Here is a 25,092-nt window from a genome sequence, read left to right as displayed (position 1 = left end):
CACAAGGGCCCAGCACGGGCCACGACCGGCGGATCAGGGGCCGGTCGTGGCCCGCGTCAGTGCGATCGGTGGATCAGGAACCGATCGCGGTCTGGGTGAGCGTGAAGGCCAGGGCGCCGACGTTGATCGACCCGTTCTGCCCGGTCGTCGCCGAGGACGGCATCGTGATCGTGAAGACGACCTTGACGGTCGAGGTCGACGCCGACGGCGAGACGACGAAGGTGTTCGCGTTCGACGTGGACTGCACGACGGTGGCGCTCGAGGACGTCACGGCGAGGGTCTTCTGCGTCGCGGCGAGGAGTGCGGAGTCACCGGTGATCGACTGGCTGGCGTAGGTCAGGTTCGCCTTGAGGTCCTGGCCGGTCGCACCGATGTTCAGCGTCTGCGTGAACTGGAACGTGTTGCCCGGCACCATCAGGGCGGTGGTGGGGTTGATCGCGGTCGAGCGGCCGTTCGTGATGTCCGTCCAGGCGCCGTCGTTGTTCGCGCTGAGGGTCAGCGTGCCGGAGCTCACCGAGGACGCGGCGCTGGAGGCACTGGCGTTCCAGAGGGCGAAGGTGCCTGCTCCACCGAGGAGGAGGGCGATGCCGGCTGCGCCGGCGATGGCGCCGGTGACGATCTTGTGCATGGTGGCGGGTCCGTTCTGTGCGTTCGGGGCGCACTGGATTCCACCGGCTCGTGATTCGGGTCGTCGTGCCGGTGGGACGGTGTCATCGACCTCGCGGGTGAGGGGTCGCGGCTGACCTTTGCCGAGAGCGGTCGCCGGGCTCCGGAGCGCAGATCTGCTGCTCGGGCGGGCTGGACTCGCTCTGATGACGACGGTACTCGTCCCCCAAAGTGCGGACAAGTAGGAACATGCTTTCGCATGGACCCAAAACGGGGGTGATTTTTGTCCACCCTGTGGAGGACATGTTTGTACCCCGATCACCACCGGAATGCCGGACATCCCCCGACCGTTGCACCGACCGGAAACGAGGAGGGCCCATGGGCATCGTGCGCTGGCTGTTCGACGCGCAGATCGTCATCGGCGACCAGACGGTGCTCTGGCGCGAGGTGATCGGCAACGTCTTCGGGCTGCTCAGTGCGCTCGGCGGGATGCGCCGCAAGGTCTGGGCCTGGCCCGTCGGGCTGGTCGGCAACGCGCTCCTGTTCACCGTCTTCATGGGCGCACTGTTCGACACCCCGAACCCCGTCAACCTGCTCGGCCAGGCCGGCCGCCAGGTGATGTTCATCATCGTGAGCATCTACGGCTGGTACCGCTGGACCCACCGCCCCGACGACACGTCCACCGTGATCGAACCGCACTGGGCATCGTGGCGGACCCGCGTCCTGCTGGTCGTCGGCATGGTCGGTGGGACCGCCCTGCTCACGCCGGTGTTCCGCGCCCTCGGGTCGTACGAGCCGGTGTGGAGTGACGCGTGGATCTTCGTCGGTTCGCTGCTCGCCACCTACGGCATGGCGAAGGGCTGGGTCGAGTTCTGGCTCATCTGGGTCGCGGTCGACCTGGTCGGTGTCCCGCTCCTGTTCTCGGCCGGGTACTACGCGTCGGGTCTCATGTACGTCTTCTACGGCGTCTTCACGCTGACCGGGTTCTTCGTCTGGGCGAAGCAGCGGGTGAAGCCCCCGGCAGCCCCCGTCACCGTCGGCTGACGAGTCGGCTGACGACCCGGCTGAACGGCCCGCCCACGCCGAGCCGGTCCACGCCGACCCGGCGTGGATGTGACGGCCCCCGGTCTGGGACGAGACAATGGGGTACCGCACACGATGGGATGGTCGGATGGAACCCCTGCACGGCGAACGCGTCGAGGACGATGAGTCCCTCGCCGAGCGCACCGTCCGCGGAGCGATCCGCGCCTACCGGCTGCACTCCTTCGACGCGGTCGACGCCTCGGTGGTGGCCGAGGTCGCGGGCATCCCGCTCGAGACCGTGGAGCGGTTGTTCCCCGCGTGGGAAGCCCTGTTGCTGGTGACGTACGACCGGTGGACGCAGCTGCGTGGCACCCGTCGGAAGACCCCGCCGGCGTGCACGATCGACCACGTCCGGCTGACCCTGGCCGAGGACGTCGCCGACCCGGGGCTCGTCCGCGTCCTCGCGGGGGTGATCACCGTCGCGAGCTCGGAGTCCGGCTTCGCCGAGCTGTTCCGCAAGCGCTTCGACGAGTACGTCGAGCAGCTCAGCAACGGTCTGCAGCGCGACTTCGACAACGGTGCCGAGGAGTCGGCGATCCCGTCGTACCAGGCGGCCACGCAGCTGCTCGCGGTGTACGAGGGACTGCAGATCCAGATGCTCGTCCGGCCCCACATCGACGTCATGGTGGAGTTCGACCGGTCGGTCCGGACGCTCCGCCAGGGCTGGAAGCAGCACGAGTTGCCGTCGTGGGACCTCGACGCCGACGTCCCCGAGCGCGAGACGCCACAGCGCCAGCGACCGGCTGAACACCAGCAGACCGCACGCGAAGCCGAGCGGGAACCCCAGAGCCGTCCCTAGCGGGAGACCGACCGCCGCCGCCACGACACGATCTGTCGCAGCGTCACCTTCGACCCGTACTGCGCGACCGAGTGCCGGAACAGGTACTCGGCGAACCAGAGCAGCAGGCCGGCGGCGACGAACACCTCGACGATGCAGACCACCGACTCGGTGACGCTCAGCGAGCCGACGGCGTTCCGCACCATGGCGGTGACGGGCGTGAACGTCGGGAAGTAGGTGAAGAACGCGGCGACGGGCGACGTTGGGGTGGTCATCACGAAGAACGCCGCGTAGAGCGGGATGATCAGGGCGAAGATCGCCGCCGACTGCAGTGCCGAGGCGTCCTTGATCGACGGCACCGCGGCACCGACAGCGACGAACAGCCCGGACGCCAACAGCACGCCGCCGACGAGCAGCAGGGCACCGACGAGCATCCGCCACGGGTCGATCGTCAGCCCGCCGAGCTGCGAGGCGACGAGTGGCAGGACGGCGAGCATCCCGACCAGCCCCGGGATGACGAAAACCCCGACCTGCACGAACCCGACGAGCAGCATTGCGATCACCTTGCCGCGGATCAGGTCGCCGGCGGTGACGGCGGTCAGGATCATCTCGGAGATGCGGTTCTCCTTCTCCTCGACCACGACGGTCACCATGCGTGCCGCGAGCAGGATGACGAGTCCGAAGAAGGCGGCGACGTACAGGAACGGCGGAACGATCGACAGCCAACCCGGCGCGACCTGCCCGTCGGCGTAGGTCGTGACGTCGGTGGCCGGTGGGGAACGCAGGAGCTCGACGGTCTCGGGGTCGTCGACGGTCGCGGCGACGCTCTGCTCGAGCACCCGTTCGGCGAGCGACGAGTAGCCACCGTTCGCGAACAGGCCGCGGTCGGCGGCGTCGACGGTGATCGGCGAGGTCGAGGGGGAGGACGGGAACGAGATGAAGGCGTCGAGGTCCCCGGAGCGCACGGCGGCGCGGTCGGCGTCTGCGTCGGTGGACGGCGACCCGCCCCACTTCGCCGCGACGGACTCGGACACCAGCCCGGAGTGGTCGACGTAGCGGAACGGGGTCTTCGTGGCGGACGAGCCCGAGACGACCGAGTCGGTGCCGGCTGCCTGTCCGATGCCGACGAGCAGGGACACGATGACGATGACGACCGGCAGCGCGAGCGTGCCGATCCAGAACGCGGGCTTCTTGACCGCGCGGACGAACTCGAACCGGACGACGGTCCCGAGGCGGCTCACGCTGCTGCCCCCGCGGCGGCGAGCGCGTCGTGGCCGTAGACCTGCACGAAGATCTCGTCGAGCGGGATCCGACGCATCTCGAACGCGGTGACACGGACACCGTCCGCCACGAGCGCCGCGAGGATGTCGGCACCGTCCGGTGCTGCGGCCGACGTCGGCACGAGGTAGGCGACGTGCCCCTCGTGCCGCGCGAGCTTGTACAGCGGCGAGCGGGGGACCGGTCCGTCGAGGCCGACCCGGGCGACGGCGCCGCCGAAGGCGTCCTGCACGTCGGGGATCGACCCGTAGGCGGCGGCGGTGCCGTCCTTCAGCAGCAGGATCCGGTCGCAGAGTCGCTCGACCTCGTCCATGTGGTGGGTCACGAGGATGACGGTCGCACCGTCGGCCTTCCGTTCGTCGACCAGGTCGAGCAGCAGCCGTCGGTTCACGGGGTCGAGGCCCTTCGTGGGTTCGTCGAGGATGAGCAGCCGCGGCCGGTCCATGATCGTGATGCCGAGCTGCACCTTCTGCTGCTGCCCGCCGGAGAGCTTGTCGACGCGGAGCTTGGCACGGTCGGCCAGGCCCACGCGTGCCAGGTAGTCCATGCTCCAGGCCGTCGCCTCGGGGCCCCGGAGCCCGCGGAGCCGTCCGAAGTAGGACATCACGTCGATGACGGATTCCTTGCGGTAGAGCCCGCGCTCTTCGGGCAGGTACCCGATGCCGCCGGTGGCCGGTCGGTACGGCTGGCCGTCGATGGTCAGGGTGCCCGCGGTCGGGGTGGTGATGCCGAGCAGGGCGCGGATCGTCGTGGTCTTGCCGGAGCCGTTGCTGCCGAGCAGGCCGAACGTCTCGCCGGCGGCGACGTCGAACGACAGTCCGTCGACCACGTTCCGGTCCCCGAACCGCATGACGAAGTCCTGCACGCTGATCGTCGCCCCGCTCATGCGGCGACCCTACCGGCAGCGGCTGACGTCTCGGATGCCGGTCGCGGCCCGAGATGGTGACCCCACGGCGGACGGGAGGCCCGGTGCCTGCCTGCACCGTGCCTCCTGTCCGTCACCTGGTCGCGTCCACGACGCGCACCCTGCGTCAGGAACGCAACCAGGCCGTCCCCACGCCCGTGAGGGCACCGTCTGCCACCGGTGCCGAGGCGAGCAGCAGCTCGCCGGCGGGGAGTTCGTAGGGCTCGTCACCGAACACCGTCACGCTCGTCCACCCGTTCGGGCGTCGGAACGCGAGCACGTCGTCGCGGCCGGTCTCGAGCCACTCCAGGTGCTCCTCGGACTGCAGCTGCCCGCGCAGCCCGAGGGCCTTCCGGTACAGCTTCAGGGTCGAGTCGGGGTCGGTGTCCTCGGCCTCGACGCTCGCGTCCGCGAACCACGCCGGCTGCGGCAGGTGCGCGGAGCCGGAGCCGAAGCCGAACGACGGGCCGGACCGGGTCCACGGGATCGGGACACGGCAGCCGTCGCGGCCGACGTCGACGCCCGGGTTCCGGAAGAACGCTGGGTCCTGGCGGTCGGCGTCGGGGATGTCGCCGACCTCGTGCAGACCGAGCTCTTCGCCCTGGTACAGGTAGGCGGAGCCGGGTAGTGCGAGCTCGAGCAGGGTCGCCGCCTGAGCGCGGCGCAGCCCCAGCGAGCGGTCCAGCGCGTCCTGCGACCCACCGGCGAGCAGCCACGCGCCGCCCTGCTTGTCGGGGGAGCCGTTCCGCGCCGGCAGCGCGTAGCGGGTGGCGTGCCGGACGACGTCGTGGTTCGAGAACACCCACGTGGTCGACGAGCCGGACTGCTCGGCCAGGCCGAGGTTGAACTCGATGATCTCCTTGAACGAACCGGCGTCGAAGTCGGCCTCGAGCAGGTCGAAGTTGAACGCCTGCCCCAGACCGTCGGCGCTGGCGTACCGGGCGCGGCGGTCGGCGGCGACCCAGGCCTCGGCGACCGCAGTGCGCGCCGGGGTGTACTCGTTGAACACGGTCCGCCACTCGGCGTAGATCTCGTGCACGTCATCGCGGTCCCACAGCGGGTGCGAGCCGTCCTTCGGGATCTCGGCGAGCTCCGACCAGGTCGGCAGGGCGCCGGAGGGCAGGTCCTTCGCGAGCCCGTGGGCGACGTCGATGCGGAAGCCGTCGACGCCACGGTCCGACCAGAAGCGCAGGGTGTGCAGGAAGTCGTCGCGGACCTCGCGGTTCGCCCAGTTCAGGTCGGGCTGCTCCTTGGCGAAGGAGTGCAGGTACCACTGGCCGTCGCCGACCGCGGTCCACGCCGGGCCGCCGAAGATCGAGATCCAGTCGGCCGGAGCCTGTTCGCCGGACGGCCCGGTGCCGTCGCGGAAGACGTAGCGGTCGCGGGCGGGGGAGCCCTTCGGCGCGGCGAGCGCCTCACGGAACCACTCGTGCCGGTCGCTCGTGTGGTTCGGCACGACGTCGACGATCACCCGGATGCCGGCGGCGTGCAGCGCCTCGACCATCCGGTCGAAGTCGTCGAGCGTGCCGAGCTTCGGGTCGACGTCGCGGTAGTCGTCGACGTCGTAGCCGCCGTCGGCGAGGGCGGACGGGTAGAACGGGCTGAGCCAGACGGCCTCGACACCGAGCGACGCCAGGTACGGCACGCGCTCGGTGATGCCGGGCAGGTCGCCGATGCCGTCGCCGTTCGCGTCCGCGAAGGAGCGTGGGTAGATCTGGTAGACGCTCGCCTGGCGCCACCAGGTCTCGTCGGCGCTGGTGGTGGCGGGCTGGGCGAGGGTGTCGGTCACGACGGGCCTTTCGTGGTTCGTGGCGGTGCCGGTCGGTTCGGTCGTACCGGCCGGGTCGGTCGTCTTGCTCACTTGATGGCGCCCTGGGTCACACCGGCCATCACCCATCGCTGCGTGACGAGGTAGACGATGATCGCCGGGGCCATCGCCATCAGGTACGAGGCGAACGACACGTTGTAGTTGTTGCTGAACTGGGTCTGGAACATCTGCTGCAGCACCGGCAGGGTCTGCAACGCCGGGTCCGAGGTGATCAGCGACGGCATCACGAAGTCGTTCCACGACGCCAGGAACGCGAAGATGCCGACGGTGGCGCTCATCGGTGCCAGCAGCGGGAACACGAGCCGCCAGAACACCTGGCCCGTGCTCGCGCCGTCGATGCGGGCGCTCTCCTCGAGCTCGGCCGGGATCGACCGCAGGAACGCGGTGAAGAGCAGCACGCTGAACGACAGCTGGAACATGACGTGCAGCAGCGCGACGCCGAACGGGTTGTCCAGGTGCGCGAGGCCGGTGAGCTTCACCTGCGACAGCGCGAGCACCGGGAACGGCAGGAACATGGCGGCGAGCAGGTAGAAGAACGACCAGCGGAACAGCCGACGGTCCCAGTTCCGGGCGATCGCGAACGCGGTGAACGACGCGAGCAGGATCGTGCCGACGACGGTGATCGCGGCGACGAGCACCGAGACGCCGAACGCCCGCGGGAAGTCGGTGAGCTCCCACGCCTGCACGAAGCCGTCGACGCTGAACGGAGCCGGCAGCGAGAACGCGTTGCCGTCGACGGCCTGGCCGGTCGTCTTGAACGCCATCGTCAGGGTGACGTAGAGCGGCACCAGGATCGAGAGCGCGCAGAGCACGAGGACGACGGTGACGGGCCAGTTGGCGTTGCCGCCGCGGCGGCCGGCAGTCCGGTCGGCGTCGACCGATCTGATGCTGCCCGTCTTCGTCGTCCCCGGACGGAGGGGTGTCTGGATGGTCATCAGAGCGCTGCCTTCCCGCGGGTCGCCCGCAGCTGGATCACGGCGATGACGACCGCGATGATGAAGAAGATCGTGGCGTTGGCCATCTGGTAGGCGTAGTCGCCGCCGTTGAAGCCCTTGAAGATCGACATCGCGACGCTCGTGGTCGAGGTGCCGGGGCCACCGTCGGTCAGGCCGACGATGATGTCGTACGAGTTCAGGAAGTTCTTGAACCCGATCACCAGGTTGATCAGGATGTAGCCGGCCGTCAGCGGTGCGGTGATCGAGATCAGCTGCCGCCACGCGCTCGCGCCGTCGAGGGCAGCTGCCTCGTAGACCTCGCCAGGGATGGACAGCACCCCGGCGATGTAGATGAGGAGCGTCGACGGGATCGCCTGCCACGCGGTGACGATCACGATGGCGACCCACGCCAGGTCGGGGTTCGCCAGGATGCTCTGCTCGAGCGGACCGAAGCCGATGGCACTGGCCAGGGCCGGCAGGCTGTTCGCGAACAGGAACGAGAACACGTACGCGATGACGATGCCCGAGATGACCATCGGCAGCACGAACACCGCGCGGAGGGCGATCTTGCCGCGGATCTTCGACGTCAGCGCGATGGCGAGCAGGAACGCGATCGCGTTGACGACGATCACGGTGACGAGCGAGAACCCGAGGGTGAACAGGTACGCCTGCAGGATCGCGGGGTCGGAGAACACCGCGACGTAGTTCGTGAGCCCGATGAAGCGGAACTCACCGAACCCGACGGAGTTCGTGAAGCTGAGCACGATGCCCATCACGGCCGGCAGCGTGATGGCGAGCGTGAAGAGCAGCAGGGTGGGGAGCAGGAAGGCGAGGAAGAGCGGTTCGATCCGCTTCCGCTTGTGGGTGACGGACGGGAGGCCCGGGGCGGCTCCGCCACGTCGGCGGCGGTCCGCCGTCGTGATGGCTTCGGTGGTCGTGGTTGCCATGGGACGTCTCCTTACGCGGCCGTGCGGAGCGCGAGACGCGCCCAGTCGGCGTCGAGGGTGCGGAGCTGGCGCTGCGGGTCGCCTCCGAAGGCGATCGACTGCGCGTAGTTCGCGACCGGGATCTCGGCGGGGATGAGCTGCGACGCACCGAGGTAGAAGGCGGCGTCGTCGTAGTACGACTGCATGCCGGTCAGCGCCGGGTTCGACGCCGGGGGAGCGTCCTTTCGGACACCGAAGCCGTTGTTGTCGGCGTTGTACTTGTCGTTGACCTTCGACTGCATCAGGAACGTCAGGAACTCGCGGGCGGCCTCCTGCTTGCGGGACGCCTCCGGGATCCAGAGCGCCAGGTCGACGTTCACCCGCACCTTGTTGTCCGCGGCGTCGTCGGTGACGGGCAGCGGGAAGGTGCCGAGGTCCATGTCCTTGTTCGTCTTGGCGATCTCGCCGAGCGCCCACGGCCCCTGCAGGTACATCGCGGCCTTGCCCTGTGCGAACGCGAGGTTGCCGTCGCCGTAGCCGCGGCTGGCGGCACCGTCCTGGTGCCATGCGCGCAGCTGGGTCATGCGTTCCATCGGCGCCCGCAGGTCCTTCTCGAACGACACCGACGAGTCCTTGCCGACGCTCGTGCCCTCGCGTCGCAGTGCGTCGAACGTCTTCGGGGTGTCGATCGCACCGCCGACCGTGTAGTCGAACATGCCCTGCGCGATCGTCCAGTTGTCCTTGAACGTCCCGTAGATCGGGGCGATGCCGGCCTGCTGCAGCCGCCCGCAGAGATCGGCGAACTCGCTCCACGTCGTCGGCACCTCGAGCCCCTGCTCGGCGAACAGTGCCTTGTTGTAGATCACCGAGGCGGCGGTCACCGAGTACGGCAGCGCGCTCTTGCGACCCGGGTAGTCGGCGGTCTGCTGCATGAGCGGCCACAGGTCCGGGTTGATCGTGTCGGCCTGCGACAGGTCGGAGAGGTCCGTCAGGGCTCCGTGCTCGACGAAGGGCACGACCGAGAAGTTGTAGTTCCAGCAGCCGAGGTCCGGCGGTCGGTTCCGGACGAAGTTCGCGGACATGCTCGAGGTCGAGTCGCGGACGACCCGCACCTTCGACTGGCTGTCGTGGAACTGCGCGATGACGCCGTCGAAGTACCCGATGACCTCGGGCTTCGAGACGTAGAACGTGATGGTCTCCGGCTTGGCGCTCGAGGACCCGATCGGGGCGCACCCGGCGAGCGCGAGGCCCGCTCCGATGCCGCCGGCTCCGAGCAGGAACGAGCGTCGGCTCACCGATGCCGCCGTCCTGGTCGTGGCGTGTGGTTGCACGTCGTCTCCGTCCGTCCGGACCCGGCAGCCCTGCCGTTCCGTCCTGCGATCGGCTCCGGTGCCGACCGCGTGATTAAATCTAGCGACAAAATCTAATTACGCAAGGAACTCGTTGCGCGATAAGGTCACGGCATGCCGCCACCCCGTCGAACGAGCGCCGAGACACTGCTCGCGCACGCCTTCGACGCTGGCGCCTTCACCGCGACCGAGGCCATCGACGCCACCGGCCTGACCCGCTCGACCGTGCTGGCCGCGTGCGAGGAACTCGTCCGACTCGGCTGGCTCCACGAGCTCGACGACGCCCGTGCCGCCGGGGAGTACCGGATCGGCCGGCCCGCCCGTCGCTACGAACTCGACACCGCCGCCGGGGTCGTCGTCGGCGTGGACGCCGGACAGCACCGGGTCACCGCCATCGTCGCCGACCTGCGCGGCACCGTGCTCGGTCGCGCCGAAGGGGCACTCGGTGAGTCGGGACTCGAGGTCCCCGTCCGGCTCGCAGTCCTCGCCGACACCGTGGACGACGCGCTCGCCGCCGCCGGAGCCGACCGCTCCCGCGTCCTGGTCACCGTCGTCGGCATCCCCGCGCCGGTCGACGCCGGCGGGGCATCGCCGGGCGACGGCGGCTTCTGGGACCGGATGAACCCGGGCTTCGCCGACGCCGTCCCGCACGGCCGCGTCGTCGTCGAGAACGACGCGAACCTCGCCGCGCTCGCCGAGCGGCCGTCATCGGGGGACGCCTCGTTCGCCGCACTGCTCTCCGGCGAGCGGTTCGGCAGCGGTCTCGTGGTCGACGGTGTGCTGCTCCGCGGTGCGCACGGCGGCGCGGGGGAGATGCGCGTGCTCGACATCGTCCAGGGCGTCGGGTCGTCGGACGGCATCGGCGCGACGGCGCGGACGCTGGTCGCCGAGGCGGTCGCTGCGGGCGAGGTCCGGCCGGGCAGTCCGCTCGCTGTGGACGCCGGTGCCTCCGCCGTGTTCCGCGCGGCGCAGGACGGCGACGCCGTGGCGCTGGCGATCGTCGACCGCCTCGGCGACCGACTGGCCCGGGTCTGCGTCCTGCTCGCCAGCCTGCTCGACATCGACCGCGTGGTCGTCGCCGGTGCGATCGCCCAGCCCGCCGTCGCCGTCATCGACCGTGCCCGCGCGCTGCTCGACGGCTGGCACTTCGACCCCGTGCCCGACCTGGTGGCGTCGACGCTCGGCGGCGACGTCGTCGTCATCGGGGCCGTCGCCCACGCGGTGGACGCGGTCCGTGCCGACCCGCTGTCGTTCCCCCTGGGCGGTGCCGACCGGATCAGTACCGACGATCGAGCGGCAGTTCCCGCTCCCGATCCCAGTCCTCGGTCCACCCGAGCCGGTCGAACAGCGCATCCAGCAGCATCGCGGTGAACCCCCACACCAGGTGGTCGTCGTGGTGGTCGTCGTCGTGGTGGTCGCCGTGCTCCGCATCGACGGTGAAGCCCGGCCCGCGCCACTCCTGACCACCGCGTCGGATCACCGTGACCCCGCGGTTCGCCGGGTCGAGCAGGTCCGCCACGGGGACCCGGAACACCGCGGCCGACTCGCGCTCGTCGACGACCCGGATCGGGGACGGCTCGCGCCACCACCCCAGCACCGGGCGCACCAGGTGGTTCGAGAACGCCAGCGGCACCGCGGGCAGCGTGCCGAGGACCTCGACGCCCGTCGGGTCGAGCCCGGTCTCCTCACGCGCTTCGCGGAGGGCTGCGGCGACGGCGTCGACATCGCCCGGGTCGATCCGTCCGCCGGGGAACGCGACCTCGCCCGGGTGCGCGCGCAGGGTCGTGGCACGCGCGAGCAGCAGGACGTCGAGGTCGCGTGGGACGTCGGTGGCGACGGCCGGGCGGTCGCTGGGAGTGCGGTCGAGCGTGCCGAAGAGCATCAGGACGGCGGCGTGCCGCGGGGTGGTCGTGCCGCCGGGTTCGACGGGAGGCTCGGCGTCGCCCCACCCGTTCGCTGCGACGGTCGCGAGTGCCGCCCGTGCTCGCCCCTCGTTGCCCATCACCCGCCCACCCTAGGCGTGCGGCGCTGGTGGCCGTGCGCCGTGCGCCGTGCTTCGTGAGCAGAAATGGTCGGGTCGGGAATCGGCACTCGACCATTCCTGCTCACGAAGACGCCGGAGGTGCCCGAACGCAGTCAGCCGGACCGGCCCGCGCGCCAGTACCCGGTGAAGGCGATCCGCTCCTTCGGGATGCCCGCGCCGACCCAGTGGCGTCGCGCTCCGCCGGCGAGGGACTGCTCGCCGGCGACCCAGGCAGCGTGGTCGGGGCTCACCGATGATCGGGTGACCGCGTCGAGCGCCGCGGCTCCGGGACGTCGACCGGGTTCACGGGTGATCCACGTCACGTCGATGCCGGTCGGGGCATCGATGGTCCGCACGTCGGCGTCCGTCGGGATCTCGAGGATCGCGGTGCCCTTCGTCGAACGGGGGAGCGACTCGAGGATCCCGGCTGCAGCGGGCAGGGCGCTCTCGTCCGCGACGATCGCGATCGGACGACCGAGGGCGTCCCGGTCGAAGCCGATGCCCTCGTCGATGAGCCCGGCCACGTCGCCGGGCTGTGCGCCGAGTGCCCACCCAGCCGCGGTCGGTCCGGTCGGTGCGTGGTCGTCACCAGTGCCGTGCACCACGAAGTCGACGTCGAGCTCGTCGCCCTGGTGCAGTCGGCGGAGGCTCCGCACGGTGTAGCTGCGGAGCATCGGTCGGCTCGCCTTCGCCATCGTCAGGAACTTCAGGTAGCTCACGGTGTCGAGCTTCTGCGGGGCCCGCGTGAGGTCACCGCCGTCCACCGGCAGGAACAGGCGGAACCACTGGTCGTAGCCCATGTGGGTGAATCGGCTCAGGTCGTCGCCGCCGAACACCACGCGGATGAAGGACGGCGAGATCCGTTCGGTCCGCACGACGTGCAGGGTGAGGAGCTCGACGCGTTCCGGCTTCGTGCGGGTCGCCTGCATGTTCGTCCGTGCCATGTAGGTAAGGCTAACCTAACTAATACTCGAGCGGGAAGGCTCAGCCGACTCCCGGGCACCGTCGGCATGGTGGAGGAACCGAGGACCACTCGAACATTCGACGAGGAGACACCGTGGACCGCTTTCGACGACTCCCGCTGCCGGCACTGCTGCCCATCGTGTTCGTCCTGGTCGGCGGACTGTACTTCGCCATCGGTCTGGCTTCGAACCCCGACGGTGGCGGTCTGGCCGCCCGCGCGATCGGATCGCTCTTCTACGCCGTCTTGATGACGGTGTTCTTCGGCTTCCTCATCGCCTACCGCCGCCGCCGAGCGGGTGGCACCGAGGGTGCTGCCGCGATCCAGCGAGCGGTGCGCTCCGGAGACCTGCCGGACGACGTCGACCACGTCGTGTGGACCCGCGAGCTCGAGTCGACCCGTAAGCGGTACCGGAACAACCGGGTCATCGTCCCGATCATGGTCGTCGTCTTCGCGGCGTTCTCGGTGTGGGCAGCTCTGACGGTCAGCCCGTTCTGGTGGGCGATCCTGGTGCTGTTCATGGGGATGTGCGCGTACTCCGTCTGGGAGACCCGACGGGCACTGCGGAACATCGACCACCTGCTGGCCACCCTGCGCGGAACCTGGACCGTCCCGCAGTCCAGCAGCACGTGACCCAGGACGTCCCGAGTCCGGAGCGGCCATGGAACCACAACACGCACTTCCACGCCCGGGTGCTCGATGCCGTGCCGGACGGGGCGCACACCGCCCTGGACGTCGGGACCGGCAACGGTCTGCTCGCCCGTGACCTGTACGACGCGGGGCTCGACGTCACGGCGATCGACCTGGATGCGGACGTCCTGCGCGCCACCCGCACCGCGAACGCCGACACCGGGATCCACTGGCTGCACGGTGACGTGATGGGACACGACTTCGGTCGGCAGTTCGACGTGGTGGCCTCGGTCGCGACGGTGCACCACCTGCCGGACCTGTCAGCCGGGCTCGCTCGCCTCGCAGACCTCACGGCGCCAGGCGGCACCCTGGTGGTCGTCGGACTCGCGAAGCCCACCCGGCTGCGTGATCACGTGCTCGGGTTGGCTGGTGTCGCGCAGCATCGTTGGTTCTCATGGCGGCGCGGCTACTGGGAACACTCCGCGCCGACGTGCTGGCCACCACCGCACTCGTACGCCCAGGTCCAGCACATCGCGCGAGCAGTCCTGATGGGCTCCGAGTACCGCCGACACCCGCTGTGGCGGTACGTGATCACGTGGCGCCGCCCGCGCTGACGCACGACTATCGGTCGCGCTTCGCCGATCGATGCGCGAACCGCCACGACATCACGCCCACGATGAGCAGCAGGATCCCGTACAGCGCATTCAGCAGGATGAGCGCGACGTCGGAGTCCGCTCGCACAATCCGCACGACCGAGGTCACGACGAAGACCGCGCCGCCCAGCAGTGCGAGCGTTCCGAGTACCTTCGCGCTGACGACGTCCATCGCCCGAACGTACCGCGGCACAGTCACCGAGTGAGCAGAAGACGTCGGGTCCCTGGTGGGGACCCGACGTCTTCTGCTCACTCAGTGGGCCGAACGCTCATTCCGTGGTGGAGACCCAGTCGATGAGCAGGTTGCCCTGGTCGCCCCAGTTGCCGACCTGGAACATGAAGCGGTGCGGGGTCGTCGGTACGTCGTGGGTGATCGTGTCGAGGACCTCGCCGTCGACGCTGTAGGTCACCGACTGTCCGGGCACCCAGTCCACCGTGTAGGTGTGCCAGTCGCGCCACGAGACGCCGGTGCCGATCTGGACGCGGTCGGCTTCCTTGCCCGGGGTCATCGAGTGGTGGAAGGCCGAGGGGCTGTCCTCGAAGTTGCCTTCGGGGAAGTCGATCTCGCCGTCGGACCAGGTGCCCGACGTCGGCCACAGCATGAACGCCGCGCCGTTGCCGTCGCCACCGGTCGCCTTGGCGCGGACGGAGAACGAGCCGCCGACGTGGTCCCAGGCTCCGGCGGAAGAGCCGAACGTGCCGGCCGCCCCTGCTCCGGTGCCGAGGGCGACGTCCATCACGCCGTCGTGCACCGAGACGGTCTTGCTCGGCGCGTAGATGCCGGAGGTGCCGTCGGGGTAGGGCTGCCACGACTGCGGGTAGAGCCGCGAGACGAGGCCGGTGACGGCGTCGGTGGTGAAGTCCTCGACGAACGAGGCGGCCGGCGCAGCGGAGGTGTCGGCGACCTCGTTCTGCGGTTCGGCCGCGACGTCGGCTTCCGGCTCCGCGGCTTCGGCGTCGTCGGTGGGCGCGACTGCCTCGGGTTCTGCGGTCGGGGTGGTGTCCTCGATCGGCGCGGCCTCGGCGGTCGGCGCGGGCGTCTCCGTCGGCGTCGCGTCCGAGTCCTCGTCGTCCGACGGGGCCGGGGTCGCAGTGTCCGAGGGGGTCGGGGTGGGGGTCACCGGGGCGTGCTGCCCGTGGCGGTGTCCGCCCCAACCCCACCAGCTGTCAGCGGAGGCGGCGGAGGCGGTGGGGACTCCGAGTGCCAGGCAACCGGCGGTCGCGGCCGCCAGGATCGCGCGACGGCGGCTCATCGGGTGTGCCGTTCGGTGGTGGTGGTGGGCGTGGTGGGAGTGGTGGTCGCGGGGGTCGTGCCGCGCATGGGCGTGCACGTGCTTCGGGTCGAGATGTCGGGCTCCTCGTGGTGCTCGGGCGCAGGATGCGGGGAGGGGACGGCGCGCCAGGGGGCAGGATGCCGAGGGGTTCGGTGACGCGTCCACGGACATCTTGCATCATTTGTGCCCCGTTCGGGGGTAATCGCCCGAATCGGCACTCGAACGCGCGGTGAACGGCGGGCAGCCCGCGCCCGCCGCCTCAGCCGCGCGGTACCGGCTGCAACCGCTGCAGCTGCGTCACGTGCCCGGGCTCGAGCTCGTCGAGCGACGTGACCCCGAGCAGCCGCATCGTGCGCTCGATCTGCTCCGACAGGATCTGGATCATCCGGTCGACACCGGCCTCGCCGCCCGCCATCAGCCCGTACAGGTACGCCCGGCCGACCATGGTGAACTTCGCACCGAGCGCCACGGCGGCGACGATGTCCGCGCCCGACATGATGCCGGTGTCGAGGTGCACCTCGGTGTCCATGCCGACCTCCTTCACCACGGAGGGCAGCAGGTGGAACGGCACGGGTGCCCGGTCGAGCTGGCGTCCGCCGTGGTTCGACAGCGTGATCCCGTCGACGCCCATGTCCGCCAGGCGACGCGCATCGGCCAGGGACTGCACGCCCTTGACGACGACCTTGCCCTTCCACTGGTCGCGGATCCAGGCGAGGTCCTCGTAGGTGACGGTGGGGTCGAACATGTGGTCGAGGAGCTCCCCGACGGTGCCGGACCACCGGTCGAGCGACGCGAACGCCAGCGGCTCGGTGGTCAGGAAGTCGAACCACCACCACGGCCGCGGGATGGCGTTCAGCACGGTCCGCGCGCTGAGCTGCGGCGGGATCGAGAAGCCGTTGCGCTTGTCCCGCAGTCGCGCGCCAGCGACGGGCACGTCCACGGTGACGAGCAGTGTGTCGAACCCGGCCTTCTCGGCGCGGGAGACCAGCGCCATCGACTTCTCGCGGTCCTTCCACATGTACAGCTGGAACCAGTTGCGGCCGTTCGGGTTGGCGTCGCGGACGTCCTCGATGGCGGTGGTGCCCATGGTGGAGAGCGAGAACGGGATGCCCGCGCGTCCGGCTGCCCGGGCACCGGCACGCTCACCCTCGGTCTGCATCATGCGCGTGAACCCGGTGGGGGCGATGCCGAACGGGTACGCGACCGGCGCACCCAGCACGTCCCGCGACGTCGACACCGTCGACACGTCGCGCAGGATCGCGGGCGTGAACTCGATGTCCTCGAACGCCTGGCGGGCGCGCGCGAGCGAGATCTCGGCCTCGGCGGCGCCCTCCGTGTAGTCGAACGCGGCCTTCGGCGTGCGGCGGGCGGCGATGTCGCGCAGGTCCCAGATCGTCAGGGCCTGTTCGAGGCGCTGACGCCGACCGGGCAGCGAAGGCTTCTTGAACTGCATGAGCGGCGCGAGGTCACGCACGGTCGGCAGCTGCCGCTTGATCGGGGTCCGCCGGGCCGACGGTGTGCCCGGGGTGGCTGCCGGTGCGCCCGTGGCGGGGTCGACGCGGTGCTGGTCGTCGGTCGAGGTCATACAGACATCCTACGTCTCGAGGTGGATTGGCGGAGGGAAGCGTCGGAGGAACGCGGGGTGTACCGGACGGGCTCGACGGTGCGCGCGATCGTTGCGCGCAGGGCCTCGAGCGATGCGCCGCGCAGGCCGCCGAGTCCGGCTGCCCGCGCCTGCACCAGGATGTTGCCGAGTGCTGTCGCCTCGACGGGCCCGGCCAGGACGGGCAGCCCGGTGCGGTCGGCCGTCAGCTGGCAGAGCAGCCGGTTCTGCGATCCGCCGCCGACGATGTGCACCTGTCGGACGTCTTTGCCCGTGATGGTGCTGATCGTCGCAAGTGTCTCCGCGTACGCGGCGGCCAGCGACTCGAGGATCGAGCGCACGAACTCGGCCCGCGACGCGGGCGCGCTCAGCCCGTGGTCGCCGCACCAGGCGGCGATGCGCGCGGGCATGTCGCCGGGCGCCGTGAACGACTCGTCGGCGGGGTCGAAGACGGGGACCGGGGCCGTGACGGCCGCTGCGGAGGCGAGCAGGGCCTCCAGGTCGATGCTCGCGCCGTCACGTTCCCAGGTGCGGACGCTCTCGGAGAGCAACCACAGTCCGGACACGTTCTTCAGGAACCGGACGCGGCCGTCGACCCCGCCCTCGTTGGTGCAGTTCGCGTCGCGCGCCGCGTCCGACAGGACGGGTGCGTCGAGCTCGACGCCGACGAGCGACCAGGTGCCCGACGAGATGTACGCGAAGTCCGGTTCGGTCGCGGGGACCGCGACGACGGCGGAGGCCGTGTCGTGCGAGCCGACGAGCGTGACGGGTGCCTGCCCGCCGACGGCGTCGGCGACGGACGGCAGCAGCGGCCCGAGTCGGTCGCCCGGGTCACGCAGGGTGGGCAGGAGGCCGGCCGGGAGGCCCGCAGCAGCCCGCAACGCCGGGTCCCACCCGCGGGTCGTCGCGTTCAGGGCCCCGGTCGTCGACGCGTTCGTGCGCTCGGCCGCCTCGACACCGGTGAGCCAGTAGCCGAGCAGGTCGGGGACGAGCAGCGCCCGCTGCGCGAGCTGCAGGGACGGGTCGGCCGCGAACTGGAACACCGTGTTGAAGGGCAGGTGCTGCAGACCGTTCCGGGCGTACAGCTCGGCCGCGTCCATCCGTCGGTGCACGCGGTCGACGCCGCCCTCGTGCCGCTCGTCACGGTAGTGGTACGGCAGGCCGAGCAGCCGACCGTCGCGCAGCAGGCCGTAGTCGACCGCCCACGAGTCGATGCCGATGCTGACGATCGCCGGGTGCGTGGCGAACGCCTGACGGAGGCCGTCGGTCACCTGTCGGTGGAGCTCGACGACGTCCCAGTGCAGGGCCTCGCGGTCGTGCTCGTGCAGGGTCACGGGGCCGTTCGGGAACCGGGCGACGTGCTCCATCCGGACGCCGTCGGCGTCGACGTGCCCGAGGATCACGCGGCCGCTGGTGGCCCCGAGGTCGACGGCGGCGACGGTGCCGCTGGTGGACATGCTCTTACCTCTTGTCGGACATCGGCTTGTCGTGCATCAGCTTGTCGTCCATCAGCGCAGGAACGCGGCGGCGACACCCGCGTCGACGGGCACGTGCAACCCGGTCGTGTGCGAGAAGTCGTCGGTGCAGATGGCGTAGACGGCGTTCGCGACGTTCTCCGGCACGACCTCGCGCTTGAGGATCGTTCGCTGGGCGTAGAACGCGCCGAGGTCCTGCTCCTCGATGCCGTAGGTCTTCGCGCGGTTCGCACCCCAACCGGACGCGAAGATGCCGGAGCCGCGGACGACGCCGTCGGGGTTGATCCCGTTGACGCGGACCCCGTGTTCGCCGAGCTCGGCGGCGAGCAGCCGGACCTGGTGCGCCTGGTCGGCCTTGGTCGCCGAGTACGCGATGTTGTTCGGGCCGGCGAACACCGAGTTCTTCGACGAGATGTAGACGATGTCGCCGCCGAGGCCCTGCTCGATGAGGACCTTCGCCGCCGCCTTGGACACCAGGAACGACCCCTTCGCCATGACGTCGTGCTGCAGGTCCCAGTCCTGTTCGGTGGTCTCGAGCAGGCTCTTGCTGAGGGAGAGTCCGGCGTTGTTCACGACGAGGTCGAGGCCGCCGAAGTGCAGGAGGGTCTCTTGGATGGCCTGCTCGATCTCCGCTGCAGACGTCACGTTCGCCGCGACGCCGATGGCCCTGTCCGTGTTCCCGATCTCCGCGGCAGCGTCTTGCGCCTTCGCCAGGTCGAGGTCGGCGATGACGACCGCGGCGCCCTCGGCGGCCAGGCGCTTCGCGATCGCCTTGCCGATGCCGCTCGCGGCTCCGGTGACCAGGGCGATGCGGGTGGCGAGCTTCTTGGGGGCCGGCATCCGCTGCAGCTTCGCCTCTTCGAGGGCCCAGTACTCGATGCGGAACTTCTCGGCCTCGTCGATGGGGGCGTAGGTGCTCAGCGACTCGGCGCCACGCATGACGTTGATCGCGTTGACGTAGAACTCCCCGGCGACGCGGGCGGTCTGGGCGTCCTTGCCGTACGAGAACATCCCGACGCCGGGCACCAGCACGATGAGCGGGTCGGCGCCGCGGATCGCGGGGGAGTCCGGGTTCGCGTGGCGGTCGTAGTAGGCCTGGTAGTCGGCGCGGTACTGCTCGTGGAGTTCGTGCAGGCGGGCGGTCTGCTCGTCGACGCTCGCGGTGGCGGGCAGGTCGAGGATCAGGGGCTTGACCTTGGTGCGCAGGAAGTGGTCGGGGCAGCTCGTGCCGAGCGCGGCGAGCTCCTCGGCGCGCGACGACGCCAGGAAGTCGAGCACGACGTCGCTGTCGGTGAAGTGCCCCACCACCGGCTTGTCGCGCCCGGCGATGCCGCGGATCGTCGGGGCGAGGGCGGCGGCGCGTGTGTGGCGTTCGTCGGTCGGCAGCGCCTCGAAGCCTGCTCGGGTTCCGCCGAACGGGTCGGCCTTCCCGTGCTCCGCGATGTACTGCTCGGCGGTGTCGATGATCCAGCGCGAGTTCGCCTCGGCCTCCTCGCTCGTCTCGCCCCAAGCCGTGATCCCGTGGCCGCCGAGGATCGTGCCGATCGCCTGGGGGTTGTCCCGCTTGATCGCGGCGATGTCGAGCCCGAGCTGGAACCCGGGTCGGCGCCACGGCACCCACACCACCCTGTCGCCGAAGATCGTCGACGTCAGGGCCGGTCCGTCCGCCGCCGTCGCGATGGCGATGCCGGCGTCCGGGTGCAGGTGGTCGACGTGCGCGGCGTCGACCAGGGCGTGCATCGCCGTGTCGATGGACGGCGCCGCACCGCCCTTGCCGTGCAGCGTGTAGTCGAACGCGGCGACCATCTCGTCCTCGCGCTCCACCCCCGGGCCTGTGTCTGATGCGTACATGTCCTGGAGGGCACGGACGCGGTCGACGCGCAGGACTGCGAGGCCCGCCGGGGTGAGGGTGCCGAGGTCGCCCCCGGAGCCCTTCACCCAGAGCAGCTCCACCGGCTCGCCCGTGACCGGGTCGGTGTCGGTGCCCTTCGCCGAGGTGTTCCCGCCGGCGTAGTTCGTGATCCGCGGATCCGAGCCGAGCGCGTTCGAGCGCGCGATGAGCGCACTGATCGTGGTGTCTGCATCCGTGAGCTGCGTTGCGGGGTCCACCCGAGCCTCCAGTGTGTGTGCCATGTGTCTACGCGCCCCAACCGGCCTGGACGCCGCCGACGCGGTCCTCGGCGATCGACTGCTGGTACCCGGAGTCCAGGTACGCGCGCATCGGGTTCGCCGGCAGGCCGCGGGATTCGCGCCACGCGGCGAGGTCCGCCCGGACGTCGGTCTGGTACGCGTCCATGAAGACCTCGTTCGCGCCGAGGACGTCGTGGGCCTCCTGCGCTGCGGTCAGGGCCACGCGATCGAGGAGCAGTGCCCGGGCCGTCATCTCCTGCACGTTGAGCACGGAGCGGATCTGACCGGGGATCTTGTCCTCGATGTTGTGGCACTGGTCGAGCATGAACGCGACGTCGTGGTTGTCGTAGCCGCCGCCGCGGATGACCTCGACCAGGATGCGGAACAGCTGGAACGGGTCCGCTGCGCCCACGATCAGGTCGTCGTCGGCGTAGAACCGCGAGTTGAAGTCGAAGCTGCCGAGCTTGCCGAGGCGCAGGAGCTGCATCACGATGAACTCGATGTTCGTGCCGGGGGCGTGGTGGCCGGTGTCGAGGCAGACCATCGCCTTGTCGCCGAGCGCGGACGTCTGCACGTAGCTCGTGCCCCAGTCCGGCACGTCGGTGTGGTAGAACGACGGCTCGAAGAACTTGTACTCGAGCACCAGGCGCTGGTCGGCACCGAGGCGGTCGTAGATCGTGCTGAGCGACTCGTGCAGGCGGTCCTGGCGGGAGCGCATGTCCTCCTGCCCGGGGTAGTTCGAGCCCTCGGCGAGCCAGATCTTCAGGTCGCGGCTGCCGGTGGCGTCCATCACGTCGATGCAGCGCAGGTGGTGGTCGATCGCCTTCTGCCGGATCGTCTCGTCGACGTGGGTCAGGGCGCCGAACTTGTAGTCGTCGTCCTGGAACGTGTTCGAGTTCACGGTGCCGAGCGACACCCCGTGCTCTTCGGCGTGCCGCTTGAGGTCGCTGAAGTCGTCGACGAGGTCCCACGGGATGTGCAGTGCCACGGTCGGTGCGAGGCCCGTGTACTTGTGCACCTGGGCGGCGTCGGAGATCTTCTCGTACGGGTCGCGCGGGGTGCCGGGCGTGCTGAACACCTTGAAGCGGGTCCCGGAGTTGCCGAAGGCCCAGCTGGGCAGCTCGATCTGCTGTCGTGCGAGCTGGTCGGCGATGCCGGTGAAGGTCGGGGTCGATGTCATCGTGTCACTTCCTCGTGTGCGATTGAATCGTTTCATACAGTACGGGTCGCGGCGGTCTGCCGCAACCGTGTGGTGCCGTTCCCCGCCGCACCACCAAAGTGCATTCGAGCCGCGCGATCGTGCGGCTCGAAGTCACTTTGGTTGTGCGGCGGACGACAAGGCCCTACGCCGCGGGGACCGCAGCCGGCGCGCGGAGCTCGTGCGAGCCAGCGCCGAGCCGCTGCTCCGCAGCACCCGGCAGGCGCACGACCGCGGTGACGCCCTCCGGCACCTGTGCACGGACGAGCAGCTCGCCGTCGACGAGCTCCCACCGCACCGCGATGTGCCCGTGCACGGAGTCGAGCGACGTCGACGCCCACGTCAGGCCGCCGCCCGGCTGCGGTGCGATGAGCACGGAGGCGTACCCCGGTTCGAGCGCCGACAGGCCGCCCACCACCCGGTGCATCCAGTCCGCCACGGCACCGAGTGCGTAGTGGTTGAACGAGGTCATCTCACCCGGGTTGATGGTGCCGTCCGGCAGCATCGAGTCCCAACGCTCCCAGACCGTCGTCGCACCCATCGTCACCGGGTACAGCCACGACGGGCACTCCGTCTGCAGCAGCAGCCGGTACGCGTCGTCGAGGTGGCCGGTCTGCGTCAGCGCGTCGGTGATGAACGGCGTACCCGCGAAGCCCGTCGAGATCCGGTACCCGGACTGCTCGGCCAGCTCCGCCAGGCGGTCGCCCGCACGGCGCTCGTCGTCCTCGTCGAGGATGCCGAACACGATCGCGAGCGCGTAGACGGTGGTGCAGTCGCTCCGGATGCGGCCGTCGGTCACGTAGTGCTGACGGAACGCGGCCTGGAGGCCCGTGGCGAGCTCCTCGGCTTCCGTCGCCTCCGCCTCGTGGCCCGTCAACCGCGCCGCCTGCGCCACCAGGGTCGCGCTGCGGTACGCGCACGCCGTCGCGACGACGCCCGGGTCGGCCTTCGCCTTGGCGGCGTCCTCCGGCGGGGCGTCCGGGTCGAGCCAGTCGCCGAACTGGAAGACGGTGTCCCACAGGCCCTCGGGTGACAGGTGGCCCTTGATGCGGCGGAGGTGCGCCGTCATCGAGTCGAGCTGCTCCTCGAGCACCGCGGTGTCGCCGTACGCCTGGTACAGGGTCCACGGCACCCAGACGCCGGCGTCCGACCAGATGGCGGTGGCGTCGGGGGTACCGAAGTCCTCGGCGGGGGAGTACTTGAGCACGTCCGGCACCACGAACGGGATGACACCGTCGGCGTGCTGCTGCTCGAGCCACACGTCGCGGAGCCAGTCGCCCAGGAACGCGCGGGTGTCGAACAGGTAGGACGCCGTCGGCGCGAACGCCGCGATGTCGCCCGTCCAGCCGAGGCGCTCGTCACGCTGCGGGCAGTCGGTCGGGACGCTCAGGAAGTTGCCCTGCATGCCCCGGATGACGTTGTCGTGGAACGTGTTGAGCAGCTCGTGGCTGGACTCGAACGTGCCCGTCCGGGTCAGGTCGGAGCCGACCTGCACCGCGGTGACGGCCGCGCGGAGTTCGTCGAGCGTGCCGGTCCACCCGTCGACCTGGGCGTACCGGAAGCCGTGGAAGGTGAAGCGGGGCTCGAAGCGGTCCTCGCCGCCGCTCAGGGTGAAGTGGTCCGTCGCCTTCGCGGTGCGCAGCGGGCGGGTGCCGAGCTCGTCGTGTTCGAGCACCTCGGCGTGCTTCAGGGCCAGCACAGTGCCCGCGGGCCCAGAGGCGACCACGCGGAGCCAGCCCACCAGGTTGACCCCGAAGTCGATCAGCGTCGCGCCGGACGGGCTCGTCCAGACCTCGACGGGGGCGATCTCGGCGAGGGGTCCCACCGGCGGCACGGTGTCGGCGACGAGTTCGCGCTCGCCGATGTCGACGGTGCGCACGGCGCTGGTGCGTCCCTCGTGGCCGTCGACGCTCGGTGTGGTGACCTCGCCGGGCGTCAGGAAGGAGCCGTCGCGGAGCCGGGCGTCGATGTCCTCACCGTCGTACAGCTGATCGGCGGTGATCGCGCTGGACAGCGCCTGCCAGTCCGTGTCGGTGGCGACGAGCTGTTCGTGGCCGTCGGCGAAGGTGATGCGGAGTTCGGCGAACCCGGCGGGCTCGTCGGCGTACCAGCCGCCGCCACCACCCCAGGCGAGCCGGCCGGCGGCCCAGCCCTTGCCGAGCACGAGTGCCAGCACGGCGGCACTGCCCGCGGCCGTCTCGGTCAGGTGCGCCGTGACGTCGTGCGAGACGACGCGGATGCGCCACTCGTAGCTCGTCCACCCCGGTTCGAGCAGGTGGTCGGAGACGCGTTCGCCACCGAGCCACGCCTCGACGACGCCGAGGGCGCTGACGTCGAGGGTCGCTCCGGTGACGGCGCCGTGGCCGTCGTCGAGGGTGAACTCACGGCGCAGGATCGGTGCGCTCCCGAGGTCGGCGTCGCTCGTGATGAACGGTGCTGTCCAGGCGGTCATGTGGTGTGTCCTTTCACGCGACCGGTCGTCGTCGACCGGTGCGGGGGTCCGGGGCCAGGCCGCCCGCCCGGGTGGGCGGTGCGGCGGAGGCGGGTCGCGCCTCCAGGCCGGGGTCGGGCGTCAGCCCTTGACTGCGCCGCTGGTCATGCCGGCGACGATCTGGCGGTTGAAGAAGATGTACAGGATCAGCGGCGGGATCGTGATGAGCAGGACGTCGGTGAACAGCAGGTTGAGCTGGCTGACCGACTGGCTCTGGAACGAGTAGAGCGTCTGCTGCACCGTGGCGTTCTCGGATCCCGGCAGGAAGTACAGCGGGTTCGTGAAGTCGTTGAACACCGTGACGGACTGCACGAGCACGACCGTGATGATGACCGGCTTGAGCAGCGGCAGCACGACGCCGAAGAACAGACGGATCGGTCCGGCGCCGTCGAGGACGGCTGCCTCGTCGAGCTCCTTCGGGATCGTCGCCACGAACGCCCGGAAGAGCAGGATGCAGAACGACAGGCCGAAGGTCGCCTCGATGAGGATCATCCCGCCCATGGTCTTGAACAGGTTGAGCCCCTGCAGCACCCAGATCGTCGGGACGATCGCGGGCGGGACGATGAGGCCCGCCAGGACGAAGAAGTTGATCACGCCGTTCCACTTGCTCGGACGACGCTGCAGCACGTACCCGACCATCGCGGAGAACACGACCATCACGATCACGCTGCCCACGGTCAGGACCGCACTGTTCAGGAACGCACGGACGATCACGCCGTCACCGGATCCGAACACGGCCTGCAGGTTCTGCCAGAGCTGCCACTCGGTCGGCAGGCTGAAGCCGAGCTGGTTCGCCTCGGCCGGGTTCTTCATGGCCTGCAGCAGGACGAAGACGAACGGCACCAGGAACACCACGAAGCTGACGACGATGGCGATCGAGCCGATGACCCACCGGCGGGTCCGGCCCGGGTGGCGGTTCCGGCTCGCCGGCGTCGGCGCACGGCCGGCGGTCCGGCGGGGGCTGGTG

The 25,092-nt window shown here is 70.2% G+C and carries 22 protein-coding genes; 5 read left to right on the top strand and 17 right to left on the bottom strand.

Annotated features, from left to right (window positions below; all coding sequences use genetic code 11):
• Positions 1 to 73: 73 nt before the first annotated feature.
• Positions 74 to 628 (bottom strand): alternate-type signal peptide domain-containing protein, encoded by a 555-nt coding sequence (locus M4960_RS05695; protein WP_248703697.1) that lies wholly within the window; start codon positions 626 to 628, stop codon positions 74 to 76.
• Between the two features lie 356 nt (positions 629 to 984).
• Here M4960_RS05695 and pnuC point away from each other — a divergent pair, with 356 nt between their 5' ends.
• The gene (gene pnuC, locus M4960_RS05690; RefSeq protein ID WP_123291957.1) at positions 985 to 1,650 is read left to right on the top strand and encodes a nicotinamide riboside transporter PnuC; all 666 of its coding nucleotides are present in this window, start codon (positions 985 to 987) and stop codon (positions 1,648 to 1,650) included.
• A 127-nt stretch (positions 1,651 to 1,777) separates the two neighbouring features.
• Complete coding sequence (locus M4960_RS05685) at positions 1,778 to 2,488, top strand: hypothetical protein (protein WP_123291958.1); 711 nt, start codon at positions 1,778 to 1,780, stop codon at positions 2,486 to 2,488.
• Here the strand turns inward: M4960_RS05685 and M4960_RS05680 are convergent.
• From M4960_RS05680 to M4960_RS05655, 6 genes are all read right to left on the bottom strand, one after another.
• Positions 2,485 to 3,708, bottom strand: coding sequence for an ABC transporter permease (locus tag M4960_RS05680; protein WP_123291959.1), 1,224 nt, complete (start codon positions 3,706 to 3,708; stop codon positions 2,485 to 2,487). The two genes, M4960_RS05685 and M4960_RS05680, sit on opposite strands and share 4 nt — an antisense overlap.
• Positions 3,705 to 4,631, bottom strand: coding sequence for an ABC transporter ATP-binding protein (locus tag M4960_RS05675; RefSeq protein ID WP_123338726.1), 927 nt, complete (start codon positions 4,629 to 4,631; stop codon positions 3,705 to 3,707). The genes M4960_RS05680 and M4960_RS05675 overlap by 4 nt, the downstream gene beginning before the upstream one ends.
• A 145-nt stretch (positions 4,632 to 4,776) precedes the next feature.
• Complete coding sequence (locus M4960_RS05670; RefSeq protein ID WP_248703929.1) at positions 4,777 to 6,438, bottom strand: glycoside hydrolase family 13 protein; 1,662 nt, start codon at positions 6,436 to 6,438, stop codon at positions 4,777 to 4,779.
• Positions 6,439 to 6,506: 68 nt separating this feature from the next.
• Positions 6,507 to 7,412, bottom strand: a complete 906-nt coding sequence (locus M4960_RS05665) for a carbohydrate ABC transporter permease (protein WP_123291961.1) — start codon at positions 7,410 to 7,412, stop codon at positions 6,507 to 6,509.
• Complete coding sequence (locus M4960_RS05660; RefSeq protein ID WP_123291962.1) at positions 7,412 to 8,359, bottom strand: carbohydrate ABC transporter permease; 948 nt, start codon at positions 8,357 to 8,359, stop codon at positions 7,412 to 7,414. The genes M4960_RS05665 and M4960_RS05660 overlap by 1 nt, the downstream gene beginning before the upstream one ends.
• An 11-nt stretch (positions 8,360 to 8,370) precedes the next feature.
• Positions 8,371 to 9,633 (bottom strand): extracellular solute-binding protein, encoded by a 1,263-nt coding sequence (locus M4960_RS05655; RefSeq protein ID WP_248703696.1) that lies wholly within the window; start codon positions 9,631 to 9,633, stop codon positions 8,371 to 8,373.
• 168 nt (positions 9,634 to 9,801) lie between these two features.
• On the opposite strand from M4960_RS05655, the gene M4960_RS05650 reads away from it, so the two are divergent.
• Positions 9,802 to 11,058: an ROK family protein gene (locus M4960_RS05650; RefSeq protein WP_248703695.1), complete on the top strand. Its 1,257-nt coding sequence runs from the start codon at positions 9,802 to 9,804 to the stop codon at positions 11,056 to 11,058.
• Here M4960_RS05650 and M4960_RS05645 read toward each other — a convergent pair.
• Both M4960_RS05645 and M4960_RS05640 read right to left on the bottom strand, forming a co-directional pair.
• The gene (locus tag M4960_RS05645) at positions 10,964 to 11,689 is read right to left on the bottom strand and encodes a CoA pyrophosphatase (RefSeq protein WP_248703928.1); all 726 of its coding nucleotides are present in this window, start codon (positions 11,687 to 11,689) and stop codon (positions 10,964 to 10,966) included. The genes M4960_RS05650 and M4960_RS05645 overlap by 95 nt on opposite strands.
• A 134-nt stretch (positions 11,690 to 11,823) precedes the next feature.
• A complete protein-coding gene (locus tag M4960_RS05640; protein ID WP_248703694.1) occupies positions 11,824 to 12,654 on the bottom strand; it encodes a siderophore-interacting protein in 831 nt (276 codons plus the stop codon).
• A gap of 113 nt (positions 12,655 to 12,767) precedes the next feature.
• Between M4960_RS05640 and M4960_RS05635 the strand changes: the two genes are divergently transcribed.
• Together M4960_RS05635 and M4960_RS05630 are read left to right on the top strand one after the other, a co-directional pair.
• The gene (locus M4960_RS05635; protein WP_248703693.1) at positions 12,768 to 13,304 is read left to right on the top strand and encodes a hypothetical protein; all 537 of its coding nucleotides are present in this window, start codon (positions 12,768 to 12,770) and stop codon (positions 13,302 to 13,304) included.
• A complete protein-coding gene (locus M4960_RS05630) occupies positions 13,301 to 13,915 on the top strand; it encodes a bifunctional 2-polyprenyl-6-hydroxyphenol methylase/3-demethylubiquinol 3-O-methyltransferase UbiG (protein ID WP_123291967.1) in 615 nt (204 codons plus the stop codon). The genes M4960_RS05635 and M4960_RS05630 overlap by 4 nt, the downstream gene beginning before the upstream one ends.
• Positions 13,916 to 13,922: 7 nt before the next feature.
• Here the strand turns inward: M4960_RS05630 and M4960_RS05625 are convergent, their stop codons facing one another.
• The 8 genes from M4960_RS05625 to M4960_RS05590 all read right to left on the bottom strand — a co-directional run bounded on the left by M4960_RS05625 (position 13,923) and on the right by M4960_RS05590 (position 25,010).
• The gene (locus M4960_RS05625; protein ID WP_248703692.1) at positions 13,923 to 14,126 is read right to left on the bottom strand and encodes a hypothetical protein; all 204 of its coding nucleotides are present in this window, start codon (positions 14,124 to 14,126) and stop codon (positions 13,923 to 13,925) included.
• A gap of 97 nt (positions 14,127 to 14,223) precedes the next feature.
• The gene (locus M4960_RS05620; RefSeq protein ID WP_248703691.1) at positions 14,224 to 15,207 is read right to left on the bottom strand and encodes a glycoside hydrolase family 16 protein; all 984 of its coding nucleotides are present in this window, start codon (positions 15,205 to 15,207) and stop codon (positions 14,224 to 14,226) included.
• 280 nt (positions 15,208 to 15,487) lie between these two features.
• Positions 15,488 to 16,681, bottom strand: coding sequence for an alpha-hydroxy acid oxidase (locus M4960_RS05615; protein ID WP_123292314.1), 1,194 nt, complete (start codon positions 16,679 to 16,681; stop codon positions 15,488 to 15,490).
• Between the two features lie 128 nt (positions 16,682 to 16,809).
• Positions 16,810 to 18,288, bottom strand: a complete 1,479-nt coding sequence (locus M4960_RS05610; protein ID WP_248703690.1) for a rhamnulokinase family protein — start codon at positions 18,286 to 18,288, stop codon at positions 16,810 to 16,812.
• A 51-nt stretch (positions 18,289 to 18,339) separates the two neighbouring features.
• Positions 18,340 to 20,439: a bifunctional aldolase/short-chain dehydrogenase gene (locus tag M4960_RS05605; RefSeq protein WP_248703689.1), complete on the bottom strand. Its 2,100-nt coding sequence runs from the start codon at positions 20,437 to 20,439 to the stop codon at positions 18,340 to 18,342.
• 4 nt (positions 20,440 to 20,443) lie between these two features.
• Entirely contained in the window at positions 20,444 to 21,616 is a 1,173-nt protein-coding gene (gene rhaI, locus M4960_RS05600) for an L-rhamnose isomerase (protein WP_248703688.1), read from the bottom strand.
• Between the two features lie 163 nt (positions 21,617 to 21,779).
• A complete protein-coding gene (locus M4960_RS05595) occupies positions 21,780 to 24,086 on the bottom strand; it encodes an alpha-L-rhamnosidase (protein WP_248703687.1) in 2,307 nt (768 codons plus the stop codon).
• 120 nt (positions 24,087 to 24,206) lie between these two features.
• Complete coding sequence (locus M4960_RS05590; RefSeq protein WP_243648916.1) at positions 24,207 to 25,010, bottom strand: carbohydrate ABC transporter permease; 804 nt, start codon at positions 25,008 to 25,010, stop codon at positions 24,207 to 24,209.
• Between the last annotated feature and the right edge of the window lie 82 nt (positions 25,011 to 25,092).

The organism is Curtobacterium sp. MWU13-2055, from assembly GCF_023242305.1.
GTDB lineage: Bacteria > Actinomycetota > Actinomycetes > Actinomycetales > Microbacteriaceae > Curtobacterium.
This window is presented reverse-complemented; position numbering and strand designations above follow the sequence as displayed.